Genomic DNA, 24208 nt, shown 5'->3' with positions numbered 1-24208 from the left:
TCCAACGCGGGTGCGCACTCACGAGGGATCGGTGGTGAGCACCACCTCGGTGTCGTCCGGCGTGGCGAGCGGGACGTGCAAAGGGTCCGCCGCCTCCCGGGCCGCGGCACCGATGTGCCTGCCCAGCTCGGTGTAGGCGGAGAACTTCTCGTGGCCGAACCACTGGTCACCGGTGGAGTCGTGCGGGAACTCGGGGTGCCGCGCGGCGTAGGACAGCAGCGGGTACGGCAGATCCCGCCACAGCAGCGCCTTCGCGACCACCAGCCGGCCGCGGATCTCGGCGTCGAGCCCGCTCTCCGGCGGGTAGACGATCGTGCCCGTGAGCACCGGGCTCTGCGACAGCCGGGAGTTGAGCGGATGCCCGCCCTCCCACGGCTGCCCGGTGCCCGGTTCGGCCAGCCACGGTTCGTCGAGTTCCACCCGGACGCCGAGCTCCTGGTGCGCCAGCGTCAGTGCCTGCGCGAGCGCGGTCGCCGAGGGTGGGGCGTCGCCGGTCGCGTCGACGCAGAAGATCCGGGTGCAGCGCCGGCGCAACAGCTCGACCAGGCCGAGGTTGTCGTAGTGCCCGCCGTCGGTGACGTGCAGGAGCGGGTCGCGGTGCGGGTGGCTGCCGAACACCTCGCGCCACAGGTACGGCAGCCGCCGCGCCCTCGGCAGCCAGGGATGCGTCCAGTGTCCCCGGCCGGCCGCCTCGTGGGCACGCCGGAGGAAACCGGGGTTGGGCAGCCATGCGCCCAGCCGGGCGCCGGACACCGCGAACAGCACCTGGTACCACCGGCTGGCCCTGCCCATCGCCGACGCGAACGCGGCGCCGCTGACCGCCACGGCGCCCTGCACCGTGAGGTCCCGCCGGAACCGCGGCGGCACGCTGCCCTCCAGGTCGCGGGTCCGCACCCAGCCCACGTCGGGGCCACCGGTCCAGTCGGCGCTCATCGTGTACGACACGGCGTTGAGCCCCGGCGCCGTGCGGCCCTCGCCGGTGAGGTTCGCCGCCGCGGCGAACACCAGCCGGGGAAACCGGACCCCCTCGGCCACCCTGCCGTACGAGGACAGGGTCGTGCGCTCGGCGGGCTCGTACGGCACCGCGACGACCTGGCCGTCCCCGGCGCGCCGCACCGCCCGCACGGCGAACGCGGCGGCCAGCCGCTGCCGGAAGAAGGGGTGCAGGCTCAGCGAGGTGACGTCGAACAGCGCGCCGAGCACCACCAGCACCGCGAGCACGAGGGCGCCGGTCACCAGCGCCGCGGGCGCTCCGCGCGTCGTCGCCGAACCGGCGAAGACGAGCAGCCACGCCCCCGCCAGCACGCCGAGCGTGCCGATCACCAGCAGCCGCTGCAGGACCCCGTTGGGCAGTGCCGCGGGCACCGCACCGTCGCGGCGGGACCGCGTCAGGCCGGAGAGCCGCCGCCCGAGCGCGCCGCGATGCCGCCACGCGATCGAGGCGAGCGTGGCGGCGAAGGTCAGCAGCACGGTGCCGACCGGCCCGGCGATCTCCACGCCCTGGCCGGTCCTGGCGAGCAGCCACCCGGCGAGCCAGCCGAGCGCGGGGACGGCGAGGGTGAGCACGGCGGTCAGCCCCGCCAGCGTCGCCAGTTGCCGGGCCAGCCGCGCGGAGCGGGGCCGTTCGGCGGCGGCGCCCGCGGCGAACAGCGCGAGCAGGAACGCGGCGACGGCGACCACCCCGAGTGCCGCCAGCGTCGCGGGCCGCGGTACGGGGAACGCGAGCGGGCCGAGCGCGGGATCGGTGAAGGGGACGTGCCGGTACAGCCAGCCCGCTGCCACCCCGAGCGCGATCGCCGGGCCGAACAGCAGGGCCAGTGAGAGCACCAGCCCGCGGGCGACCCGGCCGAGCGCCGCCAGCAGCTGTCCCGGCGTGTCGGCCAGGTAGCTCGAATGCCGCCGGATGTGGTGCAGCTCCGCGCTGCCCTCCCGGTAGGCGGACTCCGGATCGCGCAGCACCTCGCCACGCACCGGCGGGCCGCCGGGTGGCGACGCGCCGGTGAGGGCCTGTTGCAGCGCGCCCGCGGTGTAGCCGCCGCCGGAGACCGACACCAGATGGTCGGCACCGAGCAGCTCGCCGCGCAGGGACTGCAGCGCACCCATCGCGACGGCGGCGGCGCGGATGCCGCCGCCGGAGAGGCAGCAGCCCGTGGTGTGCTCGCCGCGCGCCCAGCGGGCGTTGACCTCCGCCGGGTCCACGCCGGGCACCGTGTACGCGTTGCGCCAGCGGGTGGCCTCGGCGTCGGGGGTGGACCGCTCGGGCGAAGGGGCGAGCGGGTCGTCCGGCTCCAGCGGCCGGGGCGGCACGGCGTCAAGGTCCTTCGCGGCCCGCCGCGCCAGGCGGCGCGCCGAGTGCGCGGCGCAGCGCCACGCGAGGATGGTGGCGCCGCAGCCGGCGATCAGCGTGGCGGACAGGGCGGCCGAGTACTTCACGGTGGCCGCCGCGGCGGCGGCGTGGCCCGGCAGCAGGCTCTGCAAGGTCCCGGCGAGCACGGTGAGCACGGTCGCGGTGCGGCCGAAGCGGGCCGCGGCCGCCACCCGCGGGGTCCAGGCAACCCAGGAGGCCGCCACCGTGCCCAGCCAAAGGCCGGCGCCGTAGCAGGCAAGGAACAGCAGGTCCCAGCCGAGCGCCGGTCCGGCCGCGGCGGCGCCACCCGCCGCGACCGCCGGAAGTGCGACGGTGGCGAAGGCGACGGCGAGCGCGACCGGGCGGGAAGGGGCACCGCTCGGTATGGTGATCGGCAACGGCACGGTTCCCCCGGTGTGTGGCTGGCTCACTCGAGAAGCGTCGTCAGCAGTCTCATCCCGGCCCCTGACCCTGTAAAGACTGCCTGCGCTTGATGGAGCGGAAGATGTGCGCGCGCAGGTGCGCGAACTCGGGCAGTTCCTTGGTCTCCACCTGATCGCGCGGCTCGGGCAGCGTCACGTCGAGCACCTCCTGCACGGAGGTCGGGGGCGGGGTGAGCACAACGATGCGCTGCCCGAGGTACACGGCCTCGTCGATGTCGTGGGTCACGAAGACGACCGTGACCCCGTATGCGGCGCGCACCCGCAGCAGCAGGTCTTCGAGGTCGGCGCGGGTCTGGGCGTCGACGGAGGCGAACGGCTCGTCCATCAGCAGGATCTCCGGCTGGTAGGCGAGCGCACGGGCGATGGCCACCCGCTGCTGCATGCCGCCGGAGAGCTCCCACGGGTAGTGGTCGATGAAACCGGTCAGTGCCACCGACTCGACGGCCTCCTCGACGAGCCGGTCGCGCTCCGCCCTGCCGAGCCGCTTGTGGCGCAGTGGCAGCGCGATGTTCTCACGGACCGACAGCCACGGCATGAGCGAGCGGCTGTACTCCTGGAAGACGAAGCCGACCTCCTCCGGCGGTCCGGAGACCGGCCGGCCCCGCAGGGTGACGCGGCCGGCCGAAGGGGGAAGCAGCCCGGCCAGGCAGCGCAGCAGGGTCGTCTTGCCGCACCCGGAAGGGCCCACGACGCACACGAACTCGCCCTCGTGCACCGTGAAGCTCAGCTCCGCGATCGCGTGCGTGGCACGCGCGCCCTCACCGTAGGTCTTGGAAAGGCCACTGACTTCCAGCATGGTCACCTCTGGTTGTCGGATCACTGGAGCGCGCTCGACCGCGCACCGCGGTGCCAGCGCAGCACGCGCCGTTCCACGAGGGCGAGGGCGGCGTTGAGGAGGTACCCGAGCAGCCCGAGCAGCACGATCCCCGACCACATCTCGGGAATCGCGAACGAGCGCTGCGCCTGCAGGACGAAGTAGCCGATCCCATGCGTGCTGGCCACCATCTCGCTGATCACCATCAGGATCAGGGCGAGCGAGAGGCTGGTCCGCATGCCCGCGAAGATCTGCGGCAGCGCGGCGGGCCAGATGATCGTCCGGAGCCGCTGGGCTCCGCGGATGCCGTACACCCGGGCCGTCTCCAGCATCGTGGGGTCGACGCCGCGGACGCCGTCGACGGTGTTGAGCAGGACCGGCCACAGGCACACCACCGCGATCACGAACACTTTCATCGCGTCACCGACGCCGAGTACCAGGATGGCGAACGGCAGCAGGGCGGGCGGCGGGATGGCGCGGCCGAACTCGACGAGCGGACCCGCGACCCGCCGGGCGAGCGGGAAGGAGCCGAGCGCCGTGCCCACGGCGACGCCGAGGACGACCGCCGCGCCGAAACCCGCGGCGAGCCGGGCCAGGCTCGGCAGCACGTCGCTGCCGACCCGTTCGAACACCCAGGTGTCGGCGAAGGTCGTCAGGATGTCCGCGAGCGGCGGGAAGTAGAAGCTGCCCGCCTGCGCCGACCAGACCCACCAGGTCACCAGTGCGGCCAGCGGAACCCCCGCCTCCAGCGCGATCAGCAGGGCGCGGCGCCGGTTCATCGCGCACCTCGCTGGGCCGGATGCCAGTGCAGCACGCGGCGTTCGGCCGTGGCGAAGCCGGAGTTCAGCGCCCAGCCGAGCAGGCCGGTGACGATGATCAGTGCATAGAGCAGTTCGGTGGCGCCGCCGACGCGGGCGGCGTTGATCTCGCGGCCGAGGCCGGGCGCGCCGATCACCAGCTCCGCGGTCACGGCGAGGATGAGCGACACGGAGGAGGAGATGCGCAGCCCCGTGGCGAGATAGGGCACCGCGCCGGGCAGCACCACCCGCGTCAGCCGCTCCAGCCTGCTCAGGCCGAACACCCGTGCCGTGTCGACGGCGACAGGGTCGACGTCCTGCATGCCGTAGAGCGTCTGGATGAGCAGCGGCCAGAACGCGGCGAACGCCGCCAGGAACACCTTGCTCTCCAGGCCGGCGCCGTAGACCAGGATGGCCAGTGGGATCAGGGCCACGGACGGGATCGGCCGGAGGAACTCGATGATCACCCGGAAGGCCCGGTACCGCACCACGCTGGTACCGAGGATCATGCCGGCCGGCACGGCGAAAGCGGCCGCGATGCCGAGCCCCAGTGCCCAGCCCTGCAACGTCTGGCCGACCGCCGCCCAGAACGCCCCCTCGCCGAGCTGGCCTGCCAGCTCGGCGAAGGTACGTGACATGGGCGGGAAGTAGCGGCTGGGTACCAGTTCGGTGCGGGCGGCCACCTCGGCCAGCACGAGCACGGCGGCCACCCCGGCCCAGGTCTGCGCCCACCCGCGAGCGCGGCGGGACATGCGCGGTGCCTCCGTCATCAGCTCCCGCCGGGCGTCCAGATCAGCTCGTCCAGGTTGGGCGGCTGTTCGAGCAGCCCGTACTTCTGGCTCAGCTCGGCGATCCGTTCGATCGAGGACCGGTTGAGGTCCGTGCCCCACTGGCCGAGCCGGACGTCGCCGAGCAGCTCCTCCGGGATCTTGGTGTAGCCGCCGAGCGTCGTGCGGACCTCGTCCGGGTTGGCGGCGGCGTACTGGAGGGACTTGTCCATGGCGCGGACGAAGCGCTCCACCACGTCCTGGTTGCCTTCGATGTACTGCTGGGTGGTGAAGTAGGTCGCGACGGTGAGGCTGGGCTCGGTCTCGTACAGCGGGGCCACGATGGGCCGCGCGCCGCTCTGCCTGGCCACGGTGTCGAACGGCTCGACGACGTAGATGGCGTCGACCTCGCCCTGTTCGAGCGCCTGGTTCGCCTCGGGGAACGGCACCTCCACGAACTGCAGCGTGGAGATGTCCACGCCGTGGGCCTCCAGCGAGGCCTTCGCGGTCACCTCGGTGATGTTGCTCAGCGTGTTGAGGCTGATCCGCTTGCCCTCGAGGTCCTTAGGCGATCGGATGTCGCTGTCGGACCGGACGTAGATGTGCGACCAGGAGTTCTCCTCGTCTGCGGCTTCCTGCACGCCCTGCGCGACGATGCGGACGGGCAGCCCACGGCTGCCCGCGATGAGCAGGGACGTCGTGTTGGAGAACCCGAACTGGAGGTCGCCGCTCTGCACGGCAGGCAGGATCTCGGCACCGCCCGCGAACTCCTGCGGCTCGACCCTGAGCCCCTCGGCCTCGAAGAAGCCCTGTTCCCGGCCCAGGTACAGGGGAGCGACGTCCCCGATGGGGATCACGCCGACCCGGACGGTGACCGGCCCGTCGCCGGTCGCGGAGCCGCCGGAGTCGCCACCGCCGCAGGCGGCCGCCACCGACAGCAGTGCCGCGGCCATGAGCGCGCCGAGCCTGCGGAACGGACGGACGGACGAACGTGCACGGGTCGGCATGGGCACTCCTTCGTGCGCCGGGACGCTTTCCGGAACCCGTCCAGTGTGTCACTCAGGTGGGTTAATGAATAGATCAAAATCACCTTGTATAACGATCTATACGCCACCGCTTCGGCGCGCGCGGGCCGACCGTCCCGCTGATCGGGGCAGTTGGTCCCTACCCGGTTCTCCCGGCCTCGGCGATCGTCGGAAACAGCGAGGACGAGGGAGAAACGTGATGAACGTACCGGTGAACGACACGGGCTCCGGCGACGAGTTCGGAGGGCACGCGATGAGCTGCCCCGCATGCCCCGGGGAGGGCGCCACGGAGGCGCTCACCGTGCGGACGGCCATGACGCCGAACCCGTACACCGTCGGCCCCGGCACCGGGTACAAGGAGATCGCGGCGCTGCTCGCCAACCGGGCCGTAAGCGCCGTCCCGGTCGTGGACGCCGAGGGACACCTCCTCGGTGTGGTGTCCGAGGCGGACCTGCTGCACAAGCGGGAGGAGAGCGGGCGCGCGGGCCGGCGTGCGCACTTCGCCCGGCACACCACCCGCGAGCGGCTGCGGAAGGCCGGTGGCACGCGCGCGCGGGAGCTGATGACCGCTCCGGCACTGACGGTCGATGCCGGCGAGCCGCTGTCCGCCGCGGCGCGGGAGCTGGACCGCCGCGGTGTGCGGCGCCTGTTCGTGGTGTCGGGTGGCAGGCTCGTGGGCGTGCTCGCGCGGCGCGATCTGCTGCGCGGCTACCTGCGCTCCGACGACGAGATCCGGCACGACATCGCACGGGAGGTGTTCATCCGGGTGCTCTGGGTGGAGCCCGACACGGTGGGTATCGCGGTCGAACATGGTGTCGTGACACTGCTCGGCCGCCTTGAGCGGAGCAGTGACGCGGCGCTGGCCGGGCGGCTCGCCGGGGAGGTACCCGGCGTCGTCGCGGTGCGCAACCGGCTGGACTACGTGTGGAAAGACCACCCGGACGGCAAGCGGGCACGGATGCGCTCATGACGGTGACCACCGAACGGGCGGGCTGGCGGTCCCTGCTCGCCGACGGCAGGGTCGTGCTCGTCGCTCCGCTGGTGCCCGCCGACGCGGCTGCGGTCGCGGCACTGCACCGGCGTCTGTCCGAACGCGACACCCACTTCCGCTTCCTCGGCCCTCTTCCCTCCACACTGGACGCCTTCGCACGCAGGATCGTCGCCGGCGGCGAGCGGAGAGCCGCGGTCGGCGCCTTCCTCGAAGGTGTGCTGATCGGGGTCGGCAGCTACGAGGTGCTCACCGATCCGGCGCTGGCCGAGATCGCGCTTGTCGTGGACGGCACGGCGCAGGCCGGGGGAGTCGGCACCCTGCTGTTCGAGGACCTCGTTTCGACGGCCCGCCGGCACGGCGTCACGCGACTGCTCGCCGTGGTCTCGGCGGAGAACAGGCGGATGCTGCGGGTGCTGGACGACCTCGGCCTGCCGCTGACCGTCACGGGCACCGGGGCTGAGCGCGAGGTGACGTTGCAGCTCACCCCCGGCGGGGGGTACCTCGACTCCGTCACCGCCAGGGAGGGCGTGGCGGAGGTGGCCAGCCTGCGACACGTCCTCGAACCGCGCTCGGTCGCGGTGATCGGCGCGAGCCGGCGCGCGGGCGCGGTGGGGCACGCGGTACTGCGCAATCTCGTCCGGGCCGGGTTCACCGGGCGGCTCCAGGCGGTCAACCCGCACGCCAGGGAGATCGTCGGTGTCGCCTGCCACCCTTCGGTGGCCGACCTGCCGGACTGCCCCGAGCTCGCGGTCGTCGCCGTCCCGGCGGCCTCGGTGGCCGATGCCGTCGAGGACTGCGGCCGCCGGGGCGTGCGTGCCGTCGTGATCATCACCGCGGGGCTCGACCTGGCCGCGGCCGGGCGCGTGCGGGACGCTGTACGGCGCCACGGGCTGCGCGTCGTCGGGCCCAACTGCATCGGCATCGCGAACACCGACCCGGAGGTGCGGCTGAACGCCACGTTCCTCCGCGAGGACGTGCCGCCGGGCGAGATCGGGCTTATGACCCAGTCCGGGGGCATCGCGATCGCGCTCACCCAGCTGCTGGCCTCGGTCGGGCTCGGCGTCTCCTCGCTGGTCTCGGCGGGTGACAAGCACGACGTCAGCGGCAACGACCTGCTCCTGTGGTGGCAGCACGACCCGCGGACCGCGGCGGCGGTGCTGTACCTCGAGTCGTTCGGCAACCCGCGCAAGTTCGGACATCTCGCCCGCGGCCTGGCCCGGGAGAAGCCGGTGCTCGCGGTACGTGCGGCGAGCACCGAGCTGGCGCAGCGCGCCGCTGCGTCGCACACCGCGGCCGCGGCCACCCCGGCCGTCACCAGGGACGCGCTGTTCGAACAGGCCGGGGTCATTGCGGTGGACACCGTCAGCGAGCTGCTCGCCGTGCTGGCCGCGCTGAGCTGGCAGCCGTTGCCCCGGGGCGCCAGGGTGGCAGTGGTCAGCAACGCGGGCGGCACCGGAGTGCTCGCCGTCGACGCGTGCGCCCGGCACGGACTCGAGGTGCCCGAACTTCACAAGAAGACGACGGCGCGGCTGCGCGCGTTACTGCCGGGACCGGCGAGCACGCGCAACCCGGTCGACACCACCGCCGCCGTGTCCCCGGAGACCTTCGGCGCCTGCGTGGACGCGGTCACGGCAGACGACGCCGTGGACGCGGTCATCGTCGCCGCCCTGCCCACCGCCGTCGGCGATCCGGTGACCGGGCTGGCGGGGCGCGCGGCGCGGCTGGGCAAGCCGGTTCTGGTGGTACGTCCCGGCCAGCCGGCGACCGTGGTTCCGGCCCCGGACGGCGGGCGGCGCCTGCCGAGCTACGCCGATCCGGAGCCTGCCGCGCAGGCACTCGGCAGGCTGGCGCGGTACGGCCGCTGGCTGGCCGAGCCGGCGGGGACACCGCCCACGTTGCCCGGCCTGGATGTGCCGGCCGCGAGGGAGCTGATCGGGCGCAGGCTTGCCGGGCAGGCGGGGGAGGGCTGGCTGAGCGCGGAGGAGACCACGGAGCTGCTCGGCTGCTTCGGTATTCCGGTGGTGCCCACCGGTTTCGCCGCCAACGAGGATGCCGCCGTGGAACTGTTCGGCCGGTTCGGGGGAGGGCCGGTGGCGGTCAAGGCGAGTGCCGAGGGCTTGCTGCACAAGAGCGCGGGTGGTGGTGTGGTGCTCGACGTGCGCGACGCGGCGGGGGTCCGTGGCACCGTGGCCGGTTTCCGGGAGCGGTTCGGTACCGCACTGCGGGGTGTGGTGGTGCAGCCGATGGCGCCACGCGGCCGGGAACTGCTCGCCGGTATCAGCTCCGACGACGTGTTCGGTCCGCTGGTCGTCTTCGGGCTCGGCGGTGTCGACACGGACCTCATCGCCGACCGGGCCGCGCGGCTCGCGCCGCTGACCGAGCGCGACGCCGATCGCCTGATCGGCGGGCTCCGCTCGTCGCCGCGGCTCGCCGCCGGACTGCCGGTGGGGGCCGTGCGCGACGTCCTGCTGCGCCTCGGGGCGCTCGCGGAGGCCATCCCCGAGGTGGCCGAGCTCGATCTCAACCCGCTCGTCGCCACCGGACGAGACTGCATCGTGCTGGACAGCCGCGTGCGCGCGCGCCGGTGCCTGGCGGGGGACCCGTTCCTGCGCTCTCTCAGGTCCTGAAGCCGAAAGCAGGGCCGCGCCGGGGACCTTGGTCCCCTCGACAGCGACCCTTGTCCCGTCTCGCCGGACGCGCTCACCCGGAATCGTGGAGTCATCGAGCGAGGAAGGAAAGACCAATGAGGGACGTGGACCGGGCGATCTACAACACCGTCGCGGCCGCTCTGTACTCGGAGCGGGAGCGGGGCAGCCGTGGCAGCACGGAACCGGCGCAGGAGGACGGCGCGCGATCGCGGCCCGTGGTGGTCGCCGTGGACGGCTCGGCCGCCGCGCGGGAGGCGACGCGGTGGGCGGCGCGGGAGGCCGCCCGTCTCGGCGCCCCGCTGCGGCTGACGCATGTCTGCGACCTGCCGCCATTCAACCCGCGGGCGCGCACACCGCTGCCCCGGAGCTATGAGGACGCGCTGGTCGAGTCGGGACACGAGTGGCTGCGGGAGGCGGCCGCGGACGCCGCCGAGGCTGCTCCGGGCGTGGACGTCGACTGGGACGTCCGCGTCGGCCGGGTCGTCGACGTTCTCGTCGAGGAGTCCGCGGGCGCCCGGATGCTCGCCGTGGGATCGCGCGGTCTCGGTGGTTTCCGCCGGATGCTCGTAGGCTCGGTCGCCATGGCGAGCGCGGCGCACGCGCACAGTCCGGTGGTCGTGGTGCGGGAGGGCACGGTGACCGCGGACGGCGGTCATGTGGTCGTCGGCGTGGACGCCTCGGCGACGAGCGGCGAGGTGCTGTCGTTCGCCTTCGACCAGGCCGCCGCCAGGCGCGCCCGGCTGATCGCCGTCCGTGCGTGGCGCGTTCCCTCAGCCGACGCGGCCTGGGACGGCCTCGCCGAGCGCGGCGAGGTCGAGGCCATCGGCGAAGCGGAGACGCACTCTTTGCGGCAGGAGCTGACCGGCTGGCGGGAGAAGTACCCCGACGTCGAGGTGAGCGAGGCCGTGGTGCGGGCGGACCGGGCGGCCGACGCCCTGCTCGGCGCCGCCCGGCACGCGCAACTGATCGTCGTCGGATCGCACGGGCACGGTCCGGTCGCGGGTATCCTGCTTGGCTCGACCAGCAGGACGCTGCTGCACCATGCGCCCTGCCCGGTGGCCGTCGTCCGGTCGCCCCGCTGACCGCGTGTCCGGCCGGTCCGGTGGCCCGGCCGGACACTGTCGTCACCGTGACGCGCCACGGCATCGGCGGGCGGGCCGCTCACCGGAGCAGCGGCGCCAGCGTCTTCCGCAGGACGTCGGCGAACTCGGCGGGCTGCCCGATGAAGCCGCCGTGGTCGCCGGGGAACTCGACCGGTGCCGTGCCGAGCAGGTCGGCGAGTGCCATCGAGGTCCGGTACGTGCTCAGGTCGCCCGAGGCGGCACCGATGCCGACGACGACGCGGGCCGCGCCCTTCGTCAGCGCGTCGATGTCGGACACGTAGCGGGTGGTGCCCCGGAGCTCGTGCGCGAAGAAGCGGGCGCTGTTGGCGAGGTCCTGGAGTGAAGGCTCATCGGGGGCCTCGGCGGGTGTCCCGCCAGCACCGCCATCCCCCTCGCCGAATCCGGCGTTGGCCATGAACTTGCCCCATGCGGCCGCCACACCGTCGCGGTGGAACGTCTCGATCAGGTCCTCGGTCTCGGCGCGCCGCTCGGCGGCGTCGGGTAGCAGCTCCAGCAGCGGCGGCTCGTGGGCGACGAGCGTGCGTACCCTTCCGGGGTGCCGCGCAGCCAGGGCGAGCCCCGTCACCGCGCCCCCGCTGCTGCCGAAGACGTCGGCGGACCCTTCCCCGAGGGCGTCGAGCAGCGCGGCGACGTCGTCCGCTCGCAGCTCGGGCGTCGAATCCTGCGTGGGGTCGTCGAGAGCACTGCCCGAGATGCCCCGCGGGTCGTGGGTGACGACGGTGTGGTCGCCGGCGAGCGCGTCGGCCAGCGGCGCGAACGCCGCGGCGTCCATCGGGGATCCCATGACGAGCAGCAGCGGTCCCGAGCCGCGGACCTCGTAGTGCAGGCGCGCGCCGGGGACCTTGATGGTGTGGTTGGTAGTCATGGCCGGTGATTCCTTCCTCGAGTCGTCGCCGCGGTCGCGGTGACGGGGGTAGGACTCCGGCGGGCCCGCGAACTCATCGCTCGCCAGCAGGACGTTTCGAGGGGGCGGGGACACCGTCCCACGGGACCGAGGCGCATCTCGGCAGCGACGGGCGCCTGCCTGTTGATCACCGACTCCTGGGTTTTCCCAGTACCAGGTCACGTTGAAACCACCCCCGCCTCCTTCGGGATAATGACTCGCATCGGCTTACCGGGGCGAATCCGGTCGAGGGCTCCGCCGGGGAGCGTGTGAAGGAGGTCGGTGGCGATGCGTTCACCTGATACCCGGATCGGGCGCTGGTGGCGTCTCCTGCGGCCCGGCCGCAACCCCCTGGCCAGGCCCAGCGACCGGTTCGAGGCCCGGTTGCTCGTCGTCCTCGTGCTGCTCGCCTTGCTGGCGATCCCGGTCGCCGCCGCGATCGGCTCCGAGACCTATACCAGCAGGCTCGATGCGGCGCGCGCGGAGTCCGCCTCGCGGGAGCAGGTCACGGCGGAGCTGCTCGCCGACGCTCTGATGAGCATGGGAGCGCCGGCCGCACGGCCGCCGCACGTACCGGCGCGCTGGACACTGCCCGACGGCACCGAGCACACCGGCCAGGTGCCCGCGTACTCGGGAGCGACCGAGGGCACGGAGGTCACCGTCTGGGTGGATCGGTCCGGCGCGGTGACGGGCGCGCCCACCACGACGGCCGGTGCGGCGTTCGAGGGGGTCGGTGCCGGGCTGACGATCTGGCTCGGCTTCACCGTCCTTTGTGGCGTCGTGTTCGGCGTCGCCCGCCTGCTCGTGACCCGCTCGCACGCGCAGCGCTGGGCCCAGGAGTGGGCCCGCGTGGAGCGGGAGTGGTCCCGCAGCTGAACCACCGCACAGGGAAAGGGTGCGCGGCCGCCGGCCACGCACCCTCGCCATTCAGCGCAGCCAGTGGTTCCGCCGCACGAAGCCGAGGTCGGCCCACCGCCGGCCGAGGCCCCACGTGTTGCCGGCGTACACGGCCGCCAGCACGATCAGCACCAGCGCGTAGATGATGTGGTACTCGATGAGCGGGTTGGTGGACATCGTGGGCTCGCCGGCCTCGGTGACCCGGTCGAGCGGCCATTCGGCCGCCCACATGAGCAGCATCATCACGGTTCCGGCGACCGCCGCGAGCCGCAGGCACACGCCGAGCAGCAGGGCCACGGCGATGCCCCCGAGGCCGAGCATGAACAGCCAGTCGGCCCAGCCCGCGCCCGCCCACGACCGCAGCGTCTCCGCGAACGGCCCCACCTCGACGCGGCTCAGGAACCCCTCGGTCGGCGAGCCGCCGTTGACCCATGCCTTGTCGGCGGCCGTGGCGTAGCCCCAGCCGAACGTCTTGTCCAGGAAGGCCCACAGGAACACCAGGCCCGTGGCGATCCGGAGGGTGGCGACGAGCATTCCGGCCGTCGTCGTCATCACGGCACCGTGCACGGGCGCCGTCTCCGCGGCCCGTTGCGGTGGAATCTGCATCGAGCCCTCGGTCCGGCTCTGCTCTCGGAGAGACATGGTGCGCTCCATTCCTCGTTCGTTGTCGACGTCTCGTCACCTCCAGTGTCGTGTCGTCGCCGCGCGGCTACTGGGGCCGAAGTGCCCACGATGGCGAGGCGATCGTCACCGGTGCGGGAACCGCGGACGTCGTAGTGTCCGGTGAGGACATCCGAAGGGGAGGATGCGATGAGCGCCCATGATCCGGTGATGCGTGCCTGGCACGTCGTCCGGCCCGGCCCCATCGCCACCGGGCCGCTGGAACTGCGCACCACGCCGGTGCCGGAGCCCGCAGCGGGCGAGCTGCTGCTGCGCGTACTGGTGTGCGGTGTGTGCCGCACCGACCTGCACGTGTCGGAAGGGGACCTGCCGGTGCACCGGCAGGCGGTCACGCCGGGGCACGAGGTGGTCGGCGAGGTCGTCGCCGTCGATCCGGCGGCAGCGCCCGGATTCGCGGTCGGCGACCGGGTGGGGGTGGCCTGGCTGCGCGGCACCTGCGGGCACTGCCGCTTCTGCGAGCGTGGCGCCGAGAACCTCTGCCCGGACTCGGTGTACACGGGCTGGGACGCGGACGGCGGCTATGCGGAGTTCACCACCGTGCCGGCGGCGTACGCGCACCCGCTGCCGGACGGCTACACCGACGCCGAGCTGGCGCCTCTGCTGTGTGCCGGCATCATCGGCTACCGCGCACTGCGCCGCGCGGAGCCACCCGCAGGCGGCCGGGTCGGCATCTACGGGTTCGGTGCCAGCGGGCACCTCGCCGCGCAGGTGGCGCTGGCCGAGGGAATGCGCGTGCACGTGATGACCCGCAGCGAGCGGGCCGCCGAGCTGGCCCGCGAGCTGGGCGCAGCGTCGGCGCAGGGCGCGGCCGACCCGCCGCCCGAGCCGCTCGACGCGGCGATCCTGTTCGCCCCGGTCGGCGAGCTGGTGCCACCTGCGCTCGCCGCGCTGGACGGCGGAGGGACGCTGGCGATCGCGGGCATCCATCTTTCCGACATCCCGCCGCTGAACTACGGCCGGCACCTTTTCCAGGAGCGCCAGCTGCGCAGTGTCACCGCGAACACGCGCGAGGACGCGCGGCAGTTCCTGGGGTTCGCGGCGCGGCACCGGCTTCGGGTCAGCACGACCTCCTACCCGCTGGACGCCGCCGACCGCGCGCTGGCGGACCTGGCCGCCGACGGGGTGAACGGTGCCGCTGTGCTCGTGCCGTAGCGCGATCGGCCCCGATTGGCACTGCCCGCTGCGGGCCCGGACGTGATCCACTAGTAAGGGAGGTGGCCGGACGAGCCGGAGAGGGTGGTGACATGCCGAGCAAGCACGTCCGCCAGCTGCTGGCCGCGGTAGCCGTGTTCGCCGCCGTGGCCGTCGTGGCGGTGCTGCTGCTGTGGGACCGCGACGACGAAACCCCGCCCCCGGCCGCCCCGCCGCCCTCGGAACCGTCGGCGACGCCGAGCGAGCCGCCCGAACCGCAGCGGCGCCTGCTGGTCATCAAGATCGACAATGTCGAACCCGCGCGGCCGCAGACCGGGCTCGGTGCGGCCGAGGTGGTCTACGTCGAACCGGTGGAGGGCGGGCTGACCCGGCTGGCGGCCGTGTACTCGGCGAACCTGCCCGACGTGGCCGGGCCGGTCCGCAGCGCGCGGCAGACCGATATCCAGCTGCTCGCCCAGTACGGCAGGCCGACCCTGGCGTACTCCGGTGCCGCACCGGAGATCCGCCCGCTGCTGCGCTCCGCGCCGCTCGTCATCGCCCCGGAGGCGGCCGCGCCAGGGGCGTACTTCCGGAACTCCTCCCGCCCGCGGCCGCACAACCTGTTCGTGCGCCCGGCCAGGCTGCCCGAGGGCCGAGGTGCCGGTCCCCGGCAGGTCTTCGAGTTCGGCGCCGCGCCCGGCGGCGGCACCGCCGCCACCGAACACGGCGCGCGCTACCCGGCCGCGTCGTACCGCTTCACCTGGGCGCCGCGGCAGGGCCGGTGGCTGGTGTCGATGAACGGCACACCGCTGCGGTCGGCCGAGTCCGGCCGGGTGTCCGCGGCGACCGTGATCGTGCAGCGCGTCGAGATCCGGCAGGGCGCGCAGGTCGCCGACGCGGCGGGCGCGGTGTCACCGGTGGTGCGCAGCGTCGGCAGCGGCCCGGCGACCGTCCTGCGGGACGGAAAGTCCTACGCCGCCACATGGAAGCGCGAGAAACCCGCTGATGGCACCCGGTTCACCACCAAGGCGGGCGAGCCACTGCCCCTCGCCGAAGGCCCCGTCTGGGTCCTGCTCGTCCCGCGCTGAGCTGTGCGGGAGGGTCACTCGGTGCCGAAGGGCGCCAGCGCGGCCCGCGCGTGCGCGAGTGCCTCGGACGGCGCCCCGGTCGTGGGGATCTCCGTGGCGTCGGGCCACGGGTCGGCTTCGGCGGCCATGGCAGCGGCCACCCGCGGATCGGCGTCGGAGACGTCGCCGTACCGCTCCCGGATCCGCTGCGCCGTGACCTCGGCCGGGGCCGCGCAGCGCAGCGACACCACCTCGCTGTGCACGCGCGCCGCGGTCTCGGTGGCCGCCTGGCGGTCGGCCGCGCGGATCCACGACGCGTCCAGCACCACGGTCTCGCCGAGGGACAGCAGTTCCTCCGCCCGCCGCAGCAGCTCCGCATAGGTGTGCTCGGTATGCGCCCGCGAGTAGATGCCTGCGCCGTACTCGGCGGCGCGGGAGTCGTGCGGGGACACTCCCGCGAGCTCCTTGCGGAGCCGGTCGCTGGAGATCAGCACCGCGCCGAGCTCGTCGGCGACGAGGCCGGCCAGCGTGGACTTGCCGGTGCCCGGCAGCCCGCCCACGATGACCAGCCGGGGCCGGCCGGCCCGCAGATGCCGGAGGGCGAGCTCGGCGTAGTCGCGGGCCTGCCCGGCGGAACCGGTATCGCCCTGCGCCGCGCGCAGGCACGAGACCTTCGCCCGGACGAACGCCCGGTAGGCCACGTAGTGATGACGCAGCGCGGCGGGGGCGGGATCGCCCGCGAACTCCGCGTAGCGTTCGAGCAGCCGCCGCGCGAACCCCTGCGCGCCCAGCCGCTCCAGGTCCATCGCCAGGAACGCGATGTCGTCCAGGCCGTCGAGCCGGCGCAGCCGGTCGTCGAACTCGAGGCAGTCCAGCACCCTCGGGCCGTCTTCGAGGCAGAAGATGTCCCCGGCCAGCAGGTCGCCGTGCCCGTCGACGACCCGGCCCTCGGCGATCCGCCGGTCGAAGAGGGGCTCGCGACCGGCGAGGAAGTCGAGCGTGAGCCGTTCGATCTCGGCGGCCAGGCCGCTTTCGAGGACACCGAGCGGATGGACCTGGGCGAAACTGTCCCGCCACCGCTGCCGGATCGCGTCGCGGGTGGCGTCGGCGGCGATCTCCGGCCCGCGATCGGCGGCCGCGTGGAAGGCGGCGACCATCCTGGCCAGCCGGTCGATCGTGTCCGAAGTGTCCACACCGGACTCGACGAGCGTAGAGAGGCGCCGCTCGGGCGGCATGCGGCGCATCACGACGAGATAGTCGGCGACGTCATCGTCCGCTGTGGATGCACCGGGAACGCCGGACACCTCCGCGACGCCGAGGTAGACGTCGGGTGCGAGCCGCCGGTTGAGCTCGACCTCGCGGTGGCAGGCGGCCCGCCTGCGCTCCGGGGTGCTGAAGTCGACGAAGCCGAGGTCGACCGGTTTCTTGAGCTTGTACGCGCGGTCGCCGACCAGGAACACCACACCGATGTGGGTCTCGTGGACGGCTGCGAACCCGCCGGCTTCGGCCGGCGGGCCGCCTTCGTGATCCGGCACCGAGCCTGTTCTCCTCAGTCCTCGTCGGGTTCGGGGCGGGCGATCATGACCGGGCAGTGGGCGTTGTGGGTCAGCGCCTGACTGGTCGAGCCGAGCAGCATGCCGCGGAAACCACCACGGCCCCGGCTGCCGATGACGACGAGCTGTGCCTTCTTGCTCCACTCCAGTAGTTCGTGCCGCGGCCGGTCGCGCACGACGACGCGCCGGACGTGCACGTCGGGGTACTTCTCCGGCCAGCCGGCGAGACGCTCGGCGAGCCGTCGCTCCTCGGTGTCGCGCAGCGGCTCCCAGTCGTAGTACAGCCGGGCCTGGCTGAAGGCGAACTCGCTGTCGGCGTCGCTCCAGGTGTGCACCGCGACCAGCTCGACGCCGCGGAAGGACGCCTCGTCGAACGCGTAGCCGAGGGCGCGCTCGCTGAGCGGGCTGCCGTCGACGCCCACGACGACCGGGCGGTCGTCGCTGATCGCGATCTCGTCGTAGTCGTCGCGGATCGAGACCACCGGGCACCGGGCGTGGCTGACCAGGGAGAGGGTGACGGAGCCGAGCATCATCCCGGCGAAACCGGTGTGACCCGACGAGCCGAGGACGATCATGCGGGCGGTCCTGGATGCGTGGATGAGGTACGGAACGGGCGGGTCGGTCTCGAACCGCGCCTCGACCTGGATGTCACCGATCTGCTCCGCGACCCGTTTCGCCTGGTGCAGCGACTCCCACGCCTTCTCGCGCAGCTCCTCCTTGAATGCCTCCGGGGGTGGCACGTTCGAGCCGACGTAGAGGTCGGGAAAGCCCGCCGCGTGCACGAGGTGCAGCGGCGCGTGATGCTTCGCTGCGGTGTTCGCGGCCCAGCGCACCGCGCGCAGCGATGCCTCGGAGCTGTCCACACCGACGACGATCGGGGCGTTGCCCTGGTTGGCGTTGGTCATCTCGGTACTCCCTGTCCGGTCCGCGCGTCACCGCGCGGAGTCGTGTTCGGCGCTGCCACGGTCGACGTTAGGAGCGGGGCGGGGAGCGGCGCTGGTGCCGTTGGACTCTGCCGATGGGGACTTCGGTCGCGTGCCGGCCAGCGCCGCCAGCTCCTCCCGCAGGGCGGCCATCAGCACGGGGAGGTCGGGACACCGGGCCGGATCGGTGACCGCGGTGATTGTGAGCCGGCCCGCGTAGGACAGTGCCACGAACGACACCGTCATGTTCCCCTTGATCGTCGACAGTGGCACGACCTCGGTCACGGGCAGGCCGAGGAACGACAGACGTCTCGGCGGGCCCGGCAGATACGTGATCGATGTCGAGATCAGGCGCTGCCGCTCGATGAACCAGCGCAGCAGGCCCAGCCGGGCCAGCACCCGGAACGCCGGGCTGAGCAGGGTCGCGGAAGCGCCGCGGAAACCGCCCCGGCGCTGCCTGGTCACCGCGGCGATCGCCGCCAGGCGGTCGAGGGTGGCCCCGCCCGCGGGCAGAGCGACCGGCACCGTTCCGACATGGTTGCCGAGGCCGCCGCGGGGTTCCCGGCCGCGCGCGGCGACAGGCATGGACACGACCACTTCGTCGACGGACTCGCCACGGTGCCGCAACAGGGCGTGCAGCGCGCCCGTCGCCGCGGTGAGCACGATGTCGTTGAGCGTGCCGCCGCAGGCGCGGGCGGCGGGACGGACCGCGGACACGTCGGCACGGGCGACCGCGAAGTCCCGCCGCGGGCCGGTGGGCCGGTTCAGCGAGGAACGAGGGGCGCTCGCGCGGCTCACCCGCAGCTCGTACGCGGCCCGGCGGACGTTGTGCAGCCCGGCGCGGAACCGGGTCAGCGCACGAAGGCGGTCCCGGGTCGCCTCGGTGTACAGCCGGCGCCGCGGCGGCGCGGGCCGCGGGAACCCTGGATCGGCGGGTGGCGGCGCTCCGTCGACTATGTGGGTGAACACGGCAAGTCCGCCGAGGCCGTCGGTGAGCACGTGATGGAACACGAAGACGAGCGCGGCGTCGCCGCCGGCGATGCCCGTCACGAGGGTGGCCGACCACAGCGGCCGGTTGCGCGGCAGCCTGTGGGTGACGGCGCGGTTCGCCACCGCCAGCAAAGCTTCGTCGTCCCCCGGCCCGGCGCAGCGCTCGTGCCGGAGATGCTCGCGCGGGTCGAACGAGGGCTCGTCGGTCCAGTAGGGCCGGCCACCGCCCGGCGGGGCGCGGACCAGGCGCTGGCGCAGCCGCGGGATCGCGCCGGCCCTGTCGGCGACGGTGTCGAGCACGTCCTCCTCGCGCAGCGCAGACCCGCCGCCCAGCCGCATGATCCCGGCGATCTGCATCGGTGGCGAACCCAGGTCGGAGGCCAGCGTCATCAGGTCTCCGGCACCCATGCGCTCGATCGGGGCCGGTGCGTCGTGGGCCTGCCGGGAACCGGTGCCGCGCCGCCGGATGAGCCTGCCGAGCATGGTCCCCCTTCGTTGCCTCCGCCCTGCGTCGCTCCCGCTCTCGCCGGCGAGCGAGGCCGGATCACGTGATCTTCGATGGTACGCCCGTGACGGTGGTCCCCGCGGTGCTTGCAGGGCCGAAGGGCCCAGGTGGCGGGGTCGAACGACGATTGGCGCGCCGCTTCCGATCCGGTCCACTGAAGGAGTGCCCACCACCGCGCCGACCCAACCAGCCGAGCCGCACCACGCGCTCCCGGTGCACGAGGTTGTGCTGCTGCTCGACACCGATCCCGACGGCGGCCTGAGCGCCGCCGAAGTGCACGAGCGGCAGGCCCGCTTCGGGCCCAACGTGCTGCCCCGGACCCGCACCGCGGGCCCGCTGCTGCGGCTGCTGCGGCAGCTGCACAACTCGTTGATCTACGTGTTGCTCGTGGCAGGCGCCGTGACGCTGGCACTCGGCGAACGGGTCGACTCGGCGGTGATCTTCGGTGTGGTCGCGCTCAACCTGATCGTCGGGTTCATCCAGGAGTCGAAGGCGGAGGCCGCGCTCGACGCGCTGCGCGCGATGGTGCGCACCGAGGCAAGGGTGCTCCGCGACGGCACCGAGCGGATCGTGCCCTCGGCCGACCTCGTGCCCGGCGACCTCGTGGTCGTGGAGGCGGGCGACCGCGTCCCCGCGGACCTGCGGCTGACGCGCCCCGCGGAGCTGGCCGTCGACGAGTCCGCACTGACCGGCGAGGCGCTGCCGGTGGTGAAGGACCAGGCGGTGCTGCCCGGGCCGACCCCGGTCGCCGACCGGCGCAACATGCTGCACTCGGGAACGCTGGTCACCGGCGGCACGGGCGTGGGCATCGTCGTCGCCACCGGCGCGGAGACCGAGCTAGGCCGGATCCACCGGCTGGTCGGCAGCGCAGTTTCCCTGGCGACGCCGCTGACGCGCAAGCTCGCCGGCTTCAGCAGGCTGCTGACCGTCGCCATCCTCGCCCTCGCCACGGTGACTTTCGGGATCGGCTTGGTGCGCGGCGAGCAGGCCGTGGAGATGTTCACCGCGGCCGTGGCACTGGCGGTGGGCGCGATCCCGGAGGGGCTGCCCGCCGCGGTGACCATCACGCTCGCTATCGGGGTTGCCCGCATGGCGCGCCGCCGGGCCGTGATCCGGCGGCTGCCCGCGGTCGAGACGCTCGGCGGCACGACGGTGGTTTGCTCGGACAAGACCGGCACGCTGACCGAGAACCAGATGACCGTCCGTGCCGTGTGGACACCCGGGCACCGCTACGAGGTTTCCGGGTCCGGGTACGCGGTGGACGGCGAACTGCGGGACGCCGCGGGCGGGCGGGTGACGGCGTCGGCGAGCGCATCGCTGCGGTGGACCCTGCTCGCGGGAGCCGCGTGCAACGACGCCACCCTGGCCTGCAGGGAGGGCCGGACGGAGGTCGTCGGAGACCCGACCGAGGGCGCGATGCTGGTCGCCGCCCGCAAGGGCGGGATCGGCACTCCCGCACTGTCCGGGCTGCCCCGCGTGGCGGCGATCCCGTTCAGCTCGGACCGGCAGTACATGGCGACGTTGCACCGGGACGAGGACGGTCACGTGGTGCTGGCCAAGGGCGCGGTGGAACGGGTTCTGGACCTCTGCCACGCGGAGCTGGCCGAGGACGGCGCGGTGCGGCCGCTGGACCGGGCCACGGTGGCGCGGGCCGCCGAGGAGCTCGCGGCTGCCGGGCTGCGGGTGCTGGCGACCGGTTTCGCACGGCTCGCGGATCCAGCGGCCTTCGGCGAGCGGGAGCTGCCGGGCACGCTCGTGTTCACCGGGCTGCAAGCGATGCTCGACCCGCCGCGCCCGGCCGCTGCCGCGGCCGTGCGGTCGTGCCGGGACGCCGGGGTATCCGTCAAGATGATCACCGGCGACCACGCGGCGACCGCGACCGCGATCGCCGGCAGCGTCGGCGTGCTGACCGAGCGGCGCCAGGGCGACGTGCTCACCGGTGCCGAGCTGGCCGAGCTGTCGCCGTCCGCGTTCCCGGACGCGGTCGAGCGGGCTTCGGTGTTCGCGCGGGTGTCGCCGGAACAGAAGCTGCGTCTGGTCGAGGCATTGCAGTCGCGCGGCGAGGTGGTGGCGATGACCGGTGACGGCGTCAACGACGCGCCGGCGCTGCGGCAGGCCGATATCGGCATCGCGATGGGCAAGGCAGGCACAGAGGTCGCCAAGGAGGCGGGCGACATGGTGCTGACCGACGACGACTTCGCCACCATCGAGGCCGCGGTCGAGGAGGGCCGCGGGGTGTTCGCCAACCTCACCAAGTTCATCGTATGGACACTGCCGACGAACATGGCCGAGGGCCTGGTCATCCTCGTGGCGATCCTGCTCGGCTCCGCGCTGCCGATCCTGCCGACGCAGATCCTGTGGATCAACATGACCACGGCGGTGGCCCTCGGGCTGATGCTCGCGTTCGAGCCGAAGGAGCCGGGCATCATGCTGCGCCCGCCCCGGGACCCGCGGCGGCCACTGCTGACCGGCGGCCTGGTGGTGCGCATCCTGCTGGTGTCCGCCCTGCTGGTCGGCGGGACGTGGTGGATGTTCGACTGGGAGCTGGCGGCGGGCGCGACACTCGCGGAGGCCCGTACCGCTGCGGTGAACCTCTTCGTCGCCGTCGAGCTGTTCTACCTGTTCAGCTGCCGGTCGCTGACGCACTCGATGTGGCGGATCGGGCTGTTCGGCAACCGCTGGATACTCGGTGGCGTCGCGTTCCAGACAGCGGGTCAGCTCGCGATCACCTACCTGCCGGTGATGCACACGCTGTTCGGCACCGCACCGATCGGCGGCGACACCTGGTTGCGCATCCTGGCCGTGGCGCTGCTCGCGTCCGTGGTGGTGGCCGCCCACAAGCGACTGCGTCCCGAGGTCATGTGATCGTGGCCGGCGGGCGCGGGTATGGCGCCGCCCCCATTGTCTGACTAAGGTCAGAGAATGCGCGGCACGCTGATCGAGCGGGTGCGGCGGTTCAACCGGACCGTCACGCAGCGGATCGGCGCGCTCGACGACGCGTTCCTCGCCCGCGGCCGGCCGCTCGGGCAGGCGCGCCTGCTCTGGGAGATCGGCACCGAGGGATGTGCGGCGCGCTCGCTGCGATCGCGGCTCGACCTGGACTCCGGCTATCTGAGCAGGCTGCTGCACACCCTGCGGGCCGACGGGCTCGTGATGATCGATACGGACGAGTCCGACGGGCGGGTGCGTACGGTGCGGCTCACGCCGGCCGGCCTCGCCGAGCGGGCCGAGCTGGACCGGCGCTCCGACGACCTGGCCGCCTCGATCCTGCGGCCGCTGGACGACCGCCAGCGAGATCGGCTCGTCGCCGCCATGGGCGAAGTCGAGCGCCTGCTCACTGCGTCCATGGTCCGCGTCACCGTCGCCGACCCGCGCCGGCCGGCCGCACGGCACTGCATGCGCGCGTACTTCGCCGAGCTCGCGGACAGGTTCGAGATCGGCTTCGAGCCCTCCCGGAGCATCTCAGCCGCCGACGGCGAACTGACCCCGCCCGCGGGGCTGCTGCTCGTCGCCACGCTGCACACCGATCCCGTCGGTTGCGGAGCCCTCAAACTCCGGCGGGACGGTCTCGCGGAGGTGAAGCGGATGTGGGTCGCACCCTCCGCGCGGGGGCTGGGCCTCGGCCGGCGGCTGCTCGCGGAGCTCGAGGCCCACGCGGCCGCGCACGGTGTTTGCGTCCTGCGGCTGGAGACCAACCGCGCGCTGACCGAGGCGATCGGCCTGTACCGCGCCGCCGGATACCGCGAAGTGCGGGCGTTCAACGACGAGCCCTACGCCCACCACTGGTTCGAGAAGACCCTCGGACCGGGCAGCCCTGCGGAGTGAGTGGATTAAGGTATGGACGAGCAGCGGTTCAGCCGGCGGTTCGCGATGTTGACCACGGCCCACCTCGCGGACGCCTGCATCCGCGCCCGGCTCCCGGTGCGCTGCGCGCCCGCGATCACGCGCGCCGTCTCGCCGGGAGACCGCGTGGCCGGCCGGGCGTGCCCGGCGCGGCACGTCGGCAGCGTCGACGTCTTCCTGGAGGCGATCGAGGGCGCCGCGCCCGGTGACGTGCTGGTGGTCGACAACGGCGGGCGGCTCGACGAGGCGTGTGTGGGCGATCTCGTGGTACTGGAGGCCCAGGCGGCCGGGCTGGCGGGGATCGTGATCTGGGGGCTGCACCGGGACACCGCCGACATCCGCTCGATCGGGCTGCCGGTCTTCAGCGTGGGGTCGATGCCCACCGGACCGCAGCGGCTCGATCCGCTTCCTCCCGATGCCCTCGAACACGCCACGGTGGGGGAGTGGACCGTCTGCCGCGAGGACGTGGTGGTGGGCGACGACGACGGCGTGCTGTTCCTGCCCGCAGGCCGGGTCGAGGAGCTGTGCGGCCTCGCGGAGACGATCCGCGACACCGAACGCCGGCAGGCCGACCGGATCCGTGCCGGTGAGTCCCTGCGCGAGCAGGTGCGCTTCCACCACTACCTCGCGCAGCGACGGCAACGACCCGGCCTCAGCTTCCGCGAGCATCTGCGTGCGGTGGGCGGCGCCATCGAGGAGTGACCGCGGCCCTGGCGCAGAGGGCCCTTCGGCCCACTTCCCTGGGCCGCGGGCACCGCGACCATGAAAGGGGGAACCGC

Annotated in this window: 19 protein-coding genes; 9 read left to right on the top strand and 10 right to left on the bottom strand. The window is 73.3% G+C overall.

Annotation, left to right across the window (positions count from 1 at the left end):
- Positions 1-18: 18 nt before the first annotated feature.
- The 5 genes from JAP66_RS14715 to JAP66_RS14695 are packed head-to-tail and all read right to left on the bottom strand — an operon-like array spanning position 19 to position 6175.
- Complete coding sequence (locus JAP66_RS14715; protein ID WP_199432279.1) at positions 19-2778, bottom strand: patatin-like phospholipase domain-containing protein; 2760 nt, start codon at positions 2776-2778, stop codon at positions 19-21.
- Positions 2779-2800: 22 nt separating this feature from the next.
- The gene (locus JAP66_RS14710) at positions 2801-3586 is read right to left on the bottom strand and encodes an ABC transporter ATP-binding protein (RefSeq protein WP_199432278.1); all 786 of its coding nucleotides are present in this window, start codon (positions 3584-3586) and stop codon (positions 2801-2803) included.
- A gap of 20 nt (positions 3587-3606) precedes the next feature.
- A complete protein-coding gene (locus tag JAP66_RS14705; protein ID WP_199432277.1) occupies positions 3607-4383 on the bottom strand; it encodes an ABC transporter permease in 777 nt (258 codons plus the stop codon).
- Entirely contained in the window at positions 4380-5171 is a 792-nt protein-coding gene (locus JAP66_RS14700) for an ABC transporter permease (protein ID WP_199432276.1), read from the bottom strand. Before JAP66_RS14700 ends, JAP66_RS14705 begins: the two co-directional genes overlap by 4 nt.
- Positions 5171-6175: an ABC transporter substrate-binding protein gene (locus JAP66_RS14695; protein ID WP_199432275.1), complete on the bottom strand. Its 1005-nt coding sequence runs from the start codon at positions 6173-6175 to the stop codon at positions 5171-5173. Before JAP66_RS14695 ends, JAP66_RS14700 begins: the two co-directional genes overlap by 1 nt.
- A 217-nt stretch (positions 6176-6392) precedes the next feature.
- On the opposite strand from JAP66_RS14695, the gene JAP66_RS14690 reads away from it, so the two are divergent.
- The 3 genes from JAP66_RS14690 to JAP66_RS14680 all read left to right on the top strand — a co-directional run bounded on the left by JAP66_RS14690 (position 6393) and on the right by JAP66_RS14680 (position 10914).
- Entirely contained in the window at positions 6393-7163 is a 771-nt protein-coding gene (locus JAP66_RS14690) for a CBS domain-containing protein (RefSeq protein WP_235999000.1), read from the top strand.
- Positions 7160-9811, top strand: a complete 2652-nt coding sequence (locus tag JAP66_RS14685) for a bifunctional acetate--CoA ligase family protein/GNAT family N-acetyltransferase (protein ID WP_199432274.1) — start codon at positions 7160-7162, stop codon at positions 9809-9811. The genes JAP66_RS14690 and JAP66_RS14685 overlap by 4 nt, the downstream gene beginning before the upstream one ends.
- A gap of 116 nt (positions 9812-9927) precedes the next feature.
- A complete protein-coding gene (locus JAP66_RS14680) occupies positions 9928-10914 on the top strand; it encodes a universal stress protein (protein WP_199432273.1) in 987 nt (328 codons plus the stop codon).
- A 79-nt stretch (positions 10915-10993) separates the two neighbouring features.
- On the opposite strand, the gene JAP66_RS14675 is transcribed toward JAP66_RS14680, so the two are convergent.
- On the bottom strand, positions 10994-11821 hold the full coding sequence (locus JAP66_RS14675) for an alpha/beta fold hydrolase (RefSeq protein WP_199432272.1): 828 nt from the start codon (positions 11819-11821) through the stop codon (positions 10994-10996).
- 306 nt (positions 11822-12127) lie between these two features.
- On the opposite strand from JAP66_RS14675, the gene JAP66_RS14670 reads away from it, so the two are divergent.
- The gene (locus tag JAP66_RS14670; protein WP_199432271.1) at positions 12128-12715 is read left to right on the top strand and encodes an Rv1733c family protein; all 588 of its coding nucleotides are present in this window, start codon (positions 12128-12130) and stop codon (positions 12713-12715) included.
- Between the two features lie 51 nt (positions 12716-12766).
- Here the strand turns inward: JAP66_RS14670 and JAP66_RS14665 are convergent, their stop codons facing one another.
- Positions 12767-13378 carry a DoxX family membrane protein gene (locus JAP66_RS14665; protein ID WP_199432270.1) on the bottom strand — a complete coding sequence of 204 codons (612 nt, stop codon included), beginning with the start codon at positions 13376-13378 and terminating at the stop codon, positions 12767-12769.
- A gap of 189 nt (positions 13379-13567) precedes the next feature.
- Between JAP66_RS14665 and JAP66_RS14660 the strand changes: the two genes are divergently transcribed.
- Together JAP66_RS14660 and JAP66_RS14655 are read left to right on the top strand one after the other, a co-directional pair.
- Positions 13568-14569 (top strand): zinc-binding alcohol dehydrogenase family protein, encoded by a 1002-nt coding sequence (locus JAP66_RS14660; RefSeq protein ID WP_199432380.1) that lies wholly within the window; start codon positions 13568-13570, stop codon positions 14567-14569.
- A gap of 92 nt (positions 14570-14661) precedes the next feature.
- The gene (locus JAP66_RS14655) at positions 14662-15636 is read left to right on the top strand and encodes a DUF3048 domain-containing protein (protein ID WP_199432269.1); all 975 of its coding nucleotides are present in this window, start codon (positions 14662-14664) and stop codon (positions 15634-15636) included.
- 14 nt (positions 15637-15650) lie between these two features.
- On the opposite strand, the gene JAP66_RS14650 is transcribed toward JAP66_RS14655, so the two are convergent.
- Genes JAP66_RS14650 through JAP66_RS14640 form a run of 3 tightly spaced genes read right to left on the bottom strand, consistent with a single transcriptional unit; the run spans position 15651 to position 19564 of the window.
- Positions 15651-17150, bottom strand: a complete 1500-nt coding sequence (locus tag JAP66_RS14650; protein ID WP_199432268.1) for a bifunctional aminoglycoside phosphotransferase/ATP-binding protein — start codon at positions 17148-17150, stop codon at positions 15651-15653.
- Positions 17151-17164: 14 nt separating this feature from the next.
- Positions 17165-18073 (bottom strand): universal stress protein, encoded by a 909-nt coding sequence (locus JAP66_RS14645; protein WP_199432267.1) that lies wholly within the window; start codon positions 18071-18073, stop codon positions 17165-17167.
- A 27-nt stretch (positions 18074-18100) separates the two neighbouring features.
- Positions 18101-19564 (bottom strand): wax ester/triacylglycerol synthase domain-containing protein, encoded by a 1464-nt coding sequence (locus JAP66_RS14640; protein ID WP_199432266.1) that lies wholly within the window; start codon positions 19562-19564, stop codon positions 18101-18103.
- 184 nt (positions 19565-19748) lie between these two features.
- Between JAP66_RS14640 and JAP66_RS14635 the strand changes: the two genes are divergently transcribed.
- The 3 genes from JAP66_RS14635 to JAP66_RS14625 are packed head-to-tail and all read left to right on the top strand — an operon-like array spanning position 19749 to position 24131.
- Positions 19749-22451, top strand: a complete 2703-nt coding sequence (locus tag JAP66_RS14635) for an HAD-IC family P-type ATPase (protein ID WP_307849562.1) — start codon at positions 19749-19751, stop codon at positions 22449-22451.
- A 57-nt stretch (positions 22452-22508) separates the two neighbouring features.
- Positions 22509-23411: a MarR family winged helix-turn-helix transcriptional regulator gene (locus JAP66_RS14630; RefSeq protein WP_199432264.1), complete on the top strand. Its 903-nt coding sequence runs from the start codon at positions 22509-22511 to the stop codon at positions 23409-23411.
- Between the two features lie 12 nt (positions 23412-23423).
- Positions 23424-24131, top strand: a complete 708-nt coding sequence (locus JAP66_RS14625) for an RraA family protein (RefSeq protein ID WP_199432263.1) — start codon at positions 23424-23426, stop codon at positions 24129-24131.
- Positions 24132-24208: the final 77 nt, after the last annotated feature.

It is taken from the genome of Qaidamihabitans albus (assembly GCF_016464705.1).
GTDB classification, from domain to species: Bacteria; Actinomycetota; Actinomycetes; order Mycobacteriales; family Pseudonocardiaceae; genus Qaidamihabitans; species Qaidamihabitans albus.
The sequence above is the reverse complement of the archived record's forward strand: the minus strand, read 5'-3'. Positions and strand labels throughout refer to the sequence as shown.

What these genes read in the sequence shown, in the direction of transcription:
- JAP66_RS14710 (WP_199432278.1), bottom strand. Translation starts at nt 3,586, where the DNA reads ATGCTGGAAGTCAGTGGCCTTTCCAAGACCTACGGTGAGGGCGCGCGT.
- JAP66_RS14705 (WP_199432277.1), bottom strand. Translation starts at nt 4,383, where the DNA reads ATGAACCGGCGCCGCGCCCTGCTGATCGCGCTGGAGGCGGGGGTTCCG.
- JAP66_RS14700 (WP_199432276.1), bottom strand. Translation starts at nt 5,171, where the DNA reads ATGACGGAGGCACCGCGCATGTCCCGCCGCGCTCGCGGGTGGGCGCAG.
- JAP66_RS14695 (WP_199432275.1), bottom strand. Translation starts at nt 6,175, where the DNA reads ATGCCGACCCGTGCACGTTCGTCCGTCCGTCCGTTCCGCAGGCTCGGC.
- JAP66_RS14690 (WP_235999000.1), top strand. Translation starts at nt 6,393, where the DNA reads ATGAACGTACCGGTGAACGACACGGGCTCCGGCGACGAGTTCGGAGGG.
- JAP66_RS14685 (WP_199432274.1), top strand. Translation starts at nt 7,160, where the DNA reads ATGACGGTGACCACCGAACGGGCGGGCTGGCGGTCCCTGCTCGCCGAC.
- JAP66_RS14680 (WP_199432273.1), top strand. Translation starts at nt 9,928, where the DNA reads ATGAGGGACGTGGACCGGGCGATCTACAACACCGTCGCGGCCGCTCTG.
- JAP66_RS14675 (WP_199432272.1), bottom strand. Translation starts at nt 11,821, where the DNA reads ATGACTACCAACCACACCATCAAGGTCCCCGGCGCGCGCCTGCACTAC.
- JAP66_RS14670 (WP_199432271.1), top strand. Translation starts at nt 12,128, where the DNA reads ATGCGTTCACCTGATACCCGGATCGGGCGCTGGTGGCGTCTCCTGCGG.
- JAP66_RS14665 (WP_199432270.1), bottom strand. Translation starts at nt 13,378, where the DNA reads ATGTCTCTCCGAGAGCAGAGCCGGACCGAGGGCTCGATGCAGATTCCA.
- JAP66_RS14660 (WP_199432380.1), top strand. Translation starts at nt 13,568, where the DNA reads ATGCGTGCCTGGCACGTCGTCCGGCCCGGCCCCATCGCCACCGGGCCG.
- JAP66_RS14655 (WP_199432269.1), top strand. Translation starts at nt 14,662, where the DNA reads ATGCCGAGCAAGCACGTCCGCCAGCTGCTGGCCGCGGTAGCCGTGTTC.
- JAP66_RS14645 (WP_199432267.1), bottom strand. Translation starts at nt 18,073, where the DNA reads ATGACCAACGCCAACCAGGGCAACGCCCCGATCGTCGTCGGTGTGGAC.
- JAP66_RS14640 (WP_199432266.1), bottom strand. Translation starts at nt 19,564, where the DNA reads ATGCTCGGCAGGCTCATCCGGCGGCGCGGCACCGGTTCCCGGCAGGCC.
- JAP66_RS14630 (WP_199432264.1), top strand. Translation starts at nt 22,509, where the DNA reads ATGCGCGGCACGCTGATCGAGCGGGTGCGGCGGTTCAACCGGACCGTC.
- JAP66_RS14625 (WP_199432263.1), top strand. Translation starts at nt 23,424, where the DNA reads ATGGACGAGCAGCGGTTCAGCCGGCGGTTCGCGATGTTGACCACGGCC.